This window comes from Mesorhizobium sp. M0408 (assembly GCF_040321495.1).
GTDB lineage: Bacteria > Pseudomonadota > Alphaproteobacteria > Rhizobiales > Rhizobiaceae > Mesorhizobium.
Genome location: NZ_JAMYRO010000016.1, coordinates 165,684 through 173,125 on the forward strand (window position 1 = coordinate 165,684; position 7,442 = coordinate 173,125).

General features: G+C 61.5%; 8 protein-coding genes. 7 read left to right on the top strand and 1 reads right to left on the bottom strand.

Annotated features, from left to right (window positions below):
• Positions 1-17 precede the first annotated feature (17 nt).
• The 5 genes from NKI67_RS20135 (at position 18) to tsf (ending at position 4,646) form a co-directional block, all read left to right on the top strand.
• A complete protein-coding gene (locus tag NKI67_RS20135; protein WP_023674927.1) occupies positions 18-845 on the top strand; it encodes a cell envelope integrity EipB family protein in 828 nt (275 codons plus the stop codon).
• Positions 846-980: 135 nt separating this feature from the next.
• The gene (locus NKI67_RS20140; RefSeq protein ID WP_352593433.1) at positions 981-2,279 is read left to right on the top strand and encodes a lysophospholipid acyltransferase family protein; all 1,299 of its coding nucleotides are present in this window, start codon (positions 981-983) and stop codon (positions 2,277-2,279) included.
• A 43-nt stretch (positions 2,280-2,322) separates the two neighbouring features.
• A complete protein-coding gene (locus tag NKI67_RS20145; protein ID WP_352455747.1) occupies positions 2,323-2,601 on the top strand; it encodes a DUF4031 domain-containing protein in 279 nt (92 codons plus the stop codon).
• 204 nt (positions 2,602-2,805) lie between these two features.
• Positions 2,806-3,603 carry a 30S ribosomal protein S2 gene (gene rpsB / locus NKI67_RS20150; protein WP_031211288.1) on the top strand — a complete coding sequence of 266 codons (798 nt, stop codon included), beginning with the start codon at positions 2,806-2,808 and terminating at the stop codon, positions 3,601-3,603.
• A gap of 119 nt (positions 3,604-3,722) precedes the next feature.
• Positions 3,723-4,646, top strand: a complete 924-nt coding sequence (gene tsf / locus NKI67_RS20155; RefSeq protein ID WP_352471655.1) for a translation elongation factor Ts — start codon at positions 3,723-3,725, stop codon at positions 4,644-4,646.
• On the opposite strand, the gene NKI67_RS20160 is transcribed toward tsf, so the two are convergent.
• Entirely contained in the window at positions 4,647-5,585 is a 939-nt protein-coding gene (locus NKI67_RS20160) for a LysR family transcriptional regulator (RefSeq protein ID WP_023674931.1), read from the bottom strand.
• Positions 5,586-5,699: 114 nt separating this feature from the next.
• On the opposite strand from NKI67_RS20160, the gene NKI67_RS20165 reads away from it, so the two are divergent.
• Complete coding sequence (locus NKI67_RS20165) at positions 5,700-6,128, top strand: nuclear transport factor 2 family protein (protein ID WP_023674932.1); 429 nt, start codon at positions 5,700-5,702, stop codon at positions 6,126-6,128.
• A 54-nt stretch (positions 6,129-6,182) separates the two neighbouring features.
• Positions 6,183-7,289: an aldo/keto reductase gene (locus NKI67_RS20170; protein ID WP_023674933.1), complete on the top strand. Its 1,107-nt coding sequence runs from the start codon at positions 6,183-6,185 to the stop codon at positions 7,287-7,289.
• Positions 7,290-7,442 lie beyond the last annotated feature (153 nt).

Here is a 7,442-nt window from a genome sequence, read left to right on the forward strand (position 1 = left end):
GATGATCGGAGCACCCCATGCGCGCAACGCGCCTCGCATTCAACGCCGTTCTCTTGACAGCGGCTTCCTGGGCGGCTCCCGCTTTTGCGGTGCCTGCGCTGCAGGCGCATCGTGCTGTTTACGACATTTCACTCGACAAGGCTTCAGACCGTTCCGGTATTACCGGCATCACCGGCCGCATGGTCTACGAGTTCAACGGCTCGCCTTGCGAGGGCTATACAGTAAAGTTCCGTTTGGTGACCCAGATCGTAACCAGCGACAACACCAGGCTGACCGACCAGCAGATGACCACCTTCGAGGATGCCGAGGGCAAGACCTTCTCCTTCGTGAATAAATCCTTTGTCGACCAGAACCTCGACAAGGAGGTCAAGGGTACCGCAACGAAGGAAGCCAACGGTCTCAAGGTCGATATCGACAAGCCCGAGAAGAACAGCCTGGAACTCGCGCCGACCCAGTTCCCGACCCAGCAAATGGTCGAAATGATCGGCAAGGCGGAAAAGGGCGAGCGTTTCTACGAAACCAACCTGTTCGACGGCTCTGAGGATGCCAACAAGGTGGTGACCACCACCGTCGTCGTCGGCAAGCAAGCCGATGCCGACAATGCCGATCCGGAAGCGCCGGCGCTGGCCAAGCTCGCCACCGACAAATACTGGCCGGTCGACATCGCCTATTTCGATGATGCCGACAAAGGCGGCGAGGAGGTGCCGGAATACCGGATCAGCTTCAAGCTGCACAAGAACGGCATCACGCGCGATCTCGTCATGGACTATGGCGAGTTCTCAATGACCGGCAAATTGGTCAATCTGTCGCTGTTCGATCAGCCAAAGACCTGCCCGTCTAAATAAGCTCGAGTGAACGGCAAGCCGCCGGCCGCTATCCGGGATGGTAGCGCTTAATCTTGCGGGGCAAGTCGCATCGACTTGAGCATGCCGCAATTGCCTATCAACGTCTTATGACAGTATGGGCCGCGGGGGAGCAGGTTGAGCAGGATCGACGTTTTTGTGGCGCCGCGGCCCAATGCGACGCTGATCAACGCTATGACATTCGTCAACCGGATTGTCATGCTGCACGGCGTTCCGGGGTTTCGCGACCTGTTGCCATTCAACCGTCTGGCCGGTTTGCGCGGCGTCGCCAATGTCCGCCACATCGATTTTCCGGAGAATGACCGGCAAAGGCTGAAGGCTTGTTGCGGCGCGGGCAAGGCGACGTTCATCACGCCCAACCATCCCGAATTCTTTACCGACTGGATGATCGACAAGGAGGTCGTCTCGCGGGTAAGCCCGCTGGCGGCATCCTGGGCCACGCACGGCGTCGTCAACGGGCTTGGCCGGCTGATGCAGAAATTCTGGTTGGCCAACAATCTGATCGCGCAAATCCCGGGCAACAGCGCGGCCGCCAAGGAACATTCGGTGGCCTGGGCGCTGAAGGGGCACGGCGTGCTCCTGCATCCCGAAGGCGGTGTCGGCTGGCATGCCAACATCATTGCCCCGCTGCTGCCGGGCGCGGTCGAAATGGGGTTCGAGGCGCTGAAGCGCGGCCGCCTGACGGATCCGGACTTCAAGGTTTGGATCGCGCCCGTGATCTGGAAGCTTGCTTTCACGGGGAATGTCGAGGCAGCGCTGGCAAAGGAATGCGCCTATGTCGAGCACAGCCTGAAGATCGAACGCCGTGCCGCCAATTCGCTGCCGGAGCGCATCCATCATATCTATGCGACCTTGCTGTCGCGCGATGAGGCTGCATATGGCCTGCGGTCCGATGAGCGGGCTTCGTACGACGCACGTCAAAAGGACCTGCTGACCGAACTCGGCCGTCGCCTTGCCGAACTTGTCTCGGTCGACGCCGGCACGCTCGACACTGCCGAGCTTTTGCGCCGGTCGCGGCGCTGGCTGGGGGAGAACATGGACGGCACCGAAATCCAGAAGCAGGTCCGAACGCTGGCAGATACAATCCAGCGCCTGCAGCGTGTCGGGCCGTGGGCTTCAGCCAATCCGCGCATCACGCAGGAGGAGATCGCCGAACATTTGAAGCGGATCCGCAACGACTATTGCAAGGGTACGCTGCGCGATACGATCAACCGTTTCGTGCCGCAGCCGGCAGGCCCACGCCGCGCCTATGTCCGGGTACCGGAGCCGCTAGGCTTGCACGCCTATCAAGGCTCCGTCGAGGAGGCACTCGCCGAACTGCACGACCGGATGCAGGAGACCGTCACCAGGACGATGACGCAACTCGAGGCCGGCGGCGGCTTCATTTTCTATGCCAATCCCTTCTATCATCGTTAGCGGCGTGTTGGTCGGCGCAAGATGAAGGAGTGCGGCAAATCTCATGGCGGTCTATGTCGATGCGGCGATCTGGAAATGGATCGGCCACCGCTGGTGCCATCTGCTGGCAGACGACACCGACGAGCTGCATCGCTTTGCCGGGCAGCTCGGCATCAAGCGCGCGTCCTACCAAGGACCGCCGAAGACATCGGCACCGCATTATGACATAACCGGGTTCGAGCGCGACCGCGCAGTGCGGTTAGGCGCCATCGAATGCAGCCGCGAGGAGATCGTCGCCGTTTTCCGGCGTGTGCGGGTGCCGAAGGGGAAGATGCGGCGATGACACCGGTGCGCTGATCGCCGCACGCTGAACCACAAGACGCCACAACGCTTGCGTTTGTCGCGCTTCCCCTCTATATGCGCGCTCATTCCACACACGGACTTTGGTGTCTGCCCGGGAGAAATCCGGCTGAAACCTCCGGTGGCGTTCGAGGACAAAGTCCAAAAATGCCTGTGTCCGTGGAGGCTAACCGGAAAGGAAATAAGAATGGCTCTGCCTGATTTCAGCATGCGCCAGCTATTGGAAGCTGGCATTCACTTCGGCCACCAGACCCACCGCTGGAACCCGAAAATGGCGCCCTATATCTACGGCGCCCGCAACAACATACACATCATCGACCTCTCGCAGACGGTGCCTTTGCTGCACCAGGCGCTGAAGCAGGTTTCCGACACTGTTGCCAAGGGCGGCCGCGTGCTGTTCGTCGGCACCAAGCGCCAGGCCTCCGACATCGTCGCCGATGCCGCGCAGCGCTCGGCCCAGTACTATGTCAACTCGCGCTGGCTCGGCGGCATGCTGACCAACTGGAAGACGATCTCGAATTCCATCCAGCGCCTGCGCAAGCTCGACGAAATGCTGGCCGGCGAGGCTCAGGGCCTGACCAAGAAGGAGCGCCTCAACCTCGACCGCGAGCGTGAGAAGCTCGACAAGGCGCTGGGCGGCATCAAGGATATGGGTTCGACGCCCGATTTGATGTTCGTGATCGACACCAACAAGGAAGCGATCGCCATTCTCGAGGCCAAGCGTCTCGGCATCCCGGTCGTTGCCATCATCGATTCCAACTGCGACCCGGACAAGATCGACTTCCCGATCCCCGGCAATGACGACGCGGCCCGCGCCATCCAGCTGTATTGCGATTTGATCGCCAAGGCAGCTATCGACGGCATCGCCCGTCAGCAGGGCGCGCTCGGTGTCGATATCGGCGCATCGGTCGAGGCTCCGGTCGAACCGGCGCTCGATCAGACCCCGGCCGCCGAGAGCCCGGCAGCCCAGACCCCGGAAGCATAGTAGCGAAGGCCGGCTGCGGCCTTCATCTTTCCAATATGTTGGCGCGGTAAGCGCTACCGGCACCAGGCGCATCATCGAAAATCGATGGTGCGTCAGTGCATTTAGACAAAGAGGCGACAATGAGCATTTCGGCTGCACAGGTCAAAGAACTCCGCGACTTGACCGGCGCGGGCATGATGGATTGCAAGGCGGCGTTGAACGAGACCAACGGCAATATGGAAGAAGCCATCGACTGGCTGCGCAAGAAGGGCATTTCCAAGGCCGACAAGAAGGCTGGCCGTACCGCTGCCGAAGGCCTGATCGGCGTAGATTCCGGCGTCCGCGAGGCAGCGATTGTCGAGGTCAATTCCGAGACGGACTTCGTTGCCCGCAATGCTGCGTTCCAGGAGATCGTCGCCAATGTCGCGAAGGTCGCGCTTGCCTATGGCGGCAAGACCGAGGCCGTTGCCGCCGCTCCCTATCCGGGCTCGGGCAAGTCGGTCGCCGAGACCATCAAGGACGCTGTCGGCACCATCGGCGAGAATCTGGGCTTCCGCCGCTCGGCCAAGCTCACCGTCGAGCACGGCGCTGTCGCAACCTACGTTCACAATGCAGTCGCCGACGGCCTTGGCAAGCTCGGCGTGCTAGTGGCCATCGAGACGACAGGCAACGCGCATGCCGCCAACGCCTTCGCCCGTCAGGTTGCCATGCATGTCGCTGCCACCAATCCGATGGCCCTGACCACCGAAGAGCTCGATCCGGCCGCAGTGGAACGCGAGAAGGCGATCTTCGCCGACCAGGCGCGCCAGTCCGGCAAGCCGGAAGCGATCATCGAGAAGATGGTCGAAGGCCGTTTGCGCAAGTTCTATGAAGAGGTCGTGCTGCTCAAGCAGGCTTTCGTGCTCAATCCCGACATTACCGTCGAGAAGGCGCTGAAGGATGCCGAAAGCGAAATCGGGGCGCCAGCCAAAATCGCTGCCTATCTGCGCTTCGCGCTCGGTGAGGGCATCGAGAAGGAAGAGACCGATTTCGCGGCGGAAGTCGCGGCAGCGGTCAAGAAGTAACTATTCGTTTGAAAGGCTTTTTCGGCCGGGTATCCGCGAGGATGCCCGGCCGATTTCTTGCGCGGTGTCGATGAAGGCGCGGAGCTTCGGGGCCATCGCGGCGCGGCGCGGGAAATAGAGGAACAGTCCCGGTTCCTCGATCGATGCCTCGCCAAGGACTTCGACCAGCCGGCCTGCCTCGATGTCGGGCTTGACAAGCGGCTCGAACAGATAGGCGAGGCCGATGCCGGCAAGCGCCATTTCCCTTGCCGACAGCGGATCGCTGACGACCACGCTGCCGCGTGTCTCGACGCTGATATCCTTGCCCTGATCGGACAGATCCCAGCGATAGAGCGCACGTGATCGCAACAGCCGATAGCCGATGCAGTTGTGCGCGGCGAGATCGGCCAACGCCCATGGCCGCCCGCGCCGGCCGACATAGGCCGGCGAGGCAACGATGATGCTGCGGAAAGGCCCTGTCAGTCGCACCGTCACCATATCCTCGGCGATCATCTCGCCCAGCCGGATGCCGGCGTCGAAACCCTCGCCGACGATATCGCTCAGACGTTCGTCGGTGACGATCTCCACCGTCACGTCAGGGTAACGTTCCGCCATCGCCGTCAGGATGGGCATCAGCGCCAGAGGCAGCGCCAAACGCGGCGCGTTGATCCTGAGCAGTCCGCTTGCCCGGCCTTTGACAGAGCGGATACGTTCGATCCGGTCGGCAATGTCTTCCAGCGCCGGCTCCGCCGCAGCGACAAGCGCGGTGCCAGCCTCGGTCAGCGAGACGCTGCGCGTGGTGCGGGCAAACAACGGCTGGCCGATTCGCTCCTCTACCAGCCGAACCGCATGGCTGACCGCTGACGGGCTCATGCCGAGCTCGGCGGCTGCCGGCGCGAAGCCGCCACGCCGCGCGACGGCAACGATTACAGGTAGGTGGCTAAGCAGATCGCGGTCCATTCATGCATGATATCGCATAGTCCATTCGGATAATGCAATCTTATCGGCGGAGAAAGGAGGGCGCATCTTTGGCTGCATCACACGGCAATCGCCGAGCAGCCAAGGAGACGTCTAATGACCGACCTCGATTCCGAACGAACCCGTAATCTCGAGACCGTGCGTAAATTCTTTGATCTGATGCACCGCAAGGACATTGAGGCATGGGGCGACCTTTGGGCTGAAGATGGCCGTATACTTGTCTTCTACCCGCCGGCAGGATTTGGAAACAGCATCGATGGTAAAGCCGCGATCCTGGCGGCCTTCCGAGGCCTCTTCGGTAATTTCGAATCCTTCGATTCGCAGCTGACAGCCATCTATCCGGCAGCGGATTCGGACGCGATCGTCGTTGAGTACAAGAACCGCGCGGTGCTGATCGGCGGCACTGAATACACCAACAGCAATATCGCGATTTTCCACTTCAAGAGCGGTCTGATCAGCACCTACCACGATTATTTCGATCCGCGCCGCTTCCAGGTGGTGGTCGATGCGCTGGCCAAGGCCTGACTGCGTATCCCAGGCAAGACCTCAATCCCGCTTTTCAAACTTCAGGAGAAATCCATGACCATGTCCTACTACACGCTCGGCAACAGCGGGCTGCGTGTCACCCGCCTGGCGCTCGGCACCATGACGTTCGGCACGGAATGGGGCTGGGGCGCGGAGAAGGAAACCGCGCGCGCCTTGGTTGATGCCTATGTCGAAGCCGGTGGCAATTTCTTCGATACCGCCGATCTCTATACCGGTGGCACGGCCGAAACCTGGCTCGGCGAATTCATCGCCGAGCGTGGGCTGCGCGACAAGGCGGTGATCAGTACCAAATTCACCTACAACGCCGAACCGGGCAACCCGAACGCCGGGGGCAACGGCCGCAAGAACATCCTGCGGGCGATAGACGGTTCGCTGAAGCGGCTCGGCACCGACTACATCGACCTCTACATCCTCCATACCTGGGACAGGCTGACGCCGCCGGAGGAGGTGATGCGGACGCTGGACGATCTGGTGCGCGCCGGAAAGATCCGGCATGTCGGTATGTCCGACGTGCCGGCCTGGTACGCAAGCCGGGCGCAGGCCGTCGCCGAGCATCGCGGCTATGAACCGGTTTCGGCGCTTCAGCTCGAATATTCGCTGGCCGAGCGCAACATCGAGCACGAGTTCGTGCCGTTCGGCACGCGCTATGGCGCCGGAATCATGGTCTGGAGTCCATTGGCCAGCGGCCTGCTCAGCGGAAAATACCGTTTCGATACAATCGTCGAGGATGGTGGCCGGCTGGAGACAATGCGTGGTTCGACCAATCCCGGTTTCCAGAAATTCACCGATCGCAACTGGCAAATCGTCGCCGAACTGGAGAGGGTTGCCGGCCAGCTCGGCCGCAGCATGGCCCAGATCGCCTTGAACTGGACGGCAAACAGGCCAGGCATTGCATCCGTCATCGTCGGCGCCACCAGGCTTGACCAGCTCAAGGACAATCTCGGCGCGCTTGATTTCGACATTCCCGAAGATCTTCGGGCACGGCTCGATGCGGTGAGCCGGCCGGTCACGCCCTTTCCGTATTCGTTCTTCGGCCCTGAAATACAAGGCGGCCTGACCGGTGGGCAGGCGGTTGGCGGTAAGCCGGCAAGCTATCTGCCGGATCTGCTCATGCGAGGCACTTTTGCCGGCGTGAGCTGACGGCTATCCCGGTCCACGATCTCAACTTTCCGGCTCGGGGGCCCCGGGGGCTCGAGCGCCCCCACGGTAGAAAGTAGACCCCCAGATTTTTGGGGGGGCCCCCACCCACACACCCCCCCGAAGCAGACGCCGAGAGCGGTGATTAACCACAAC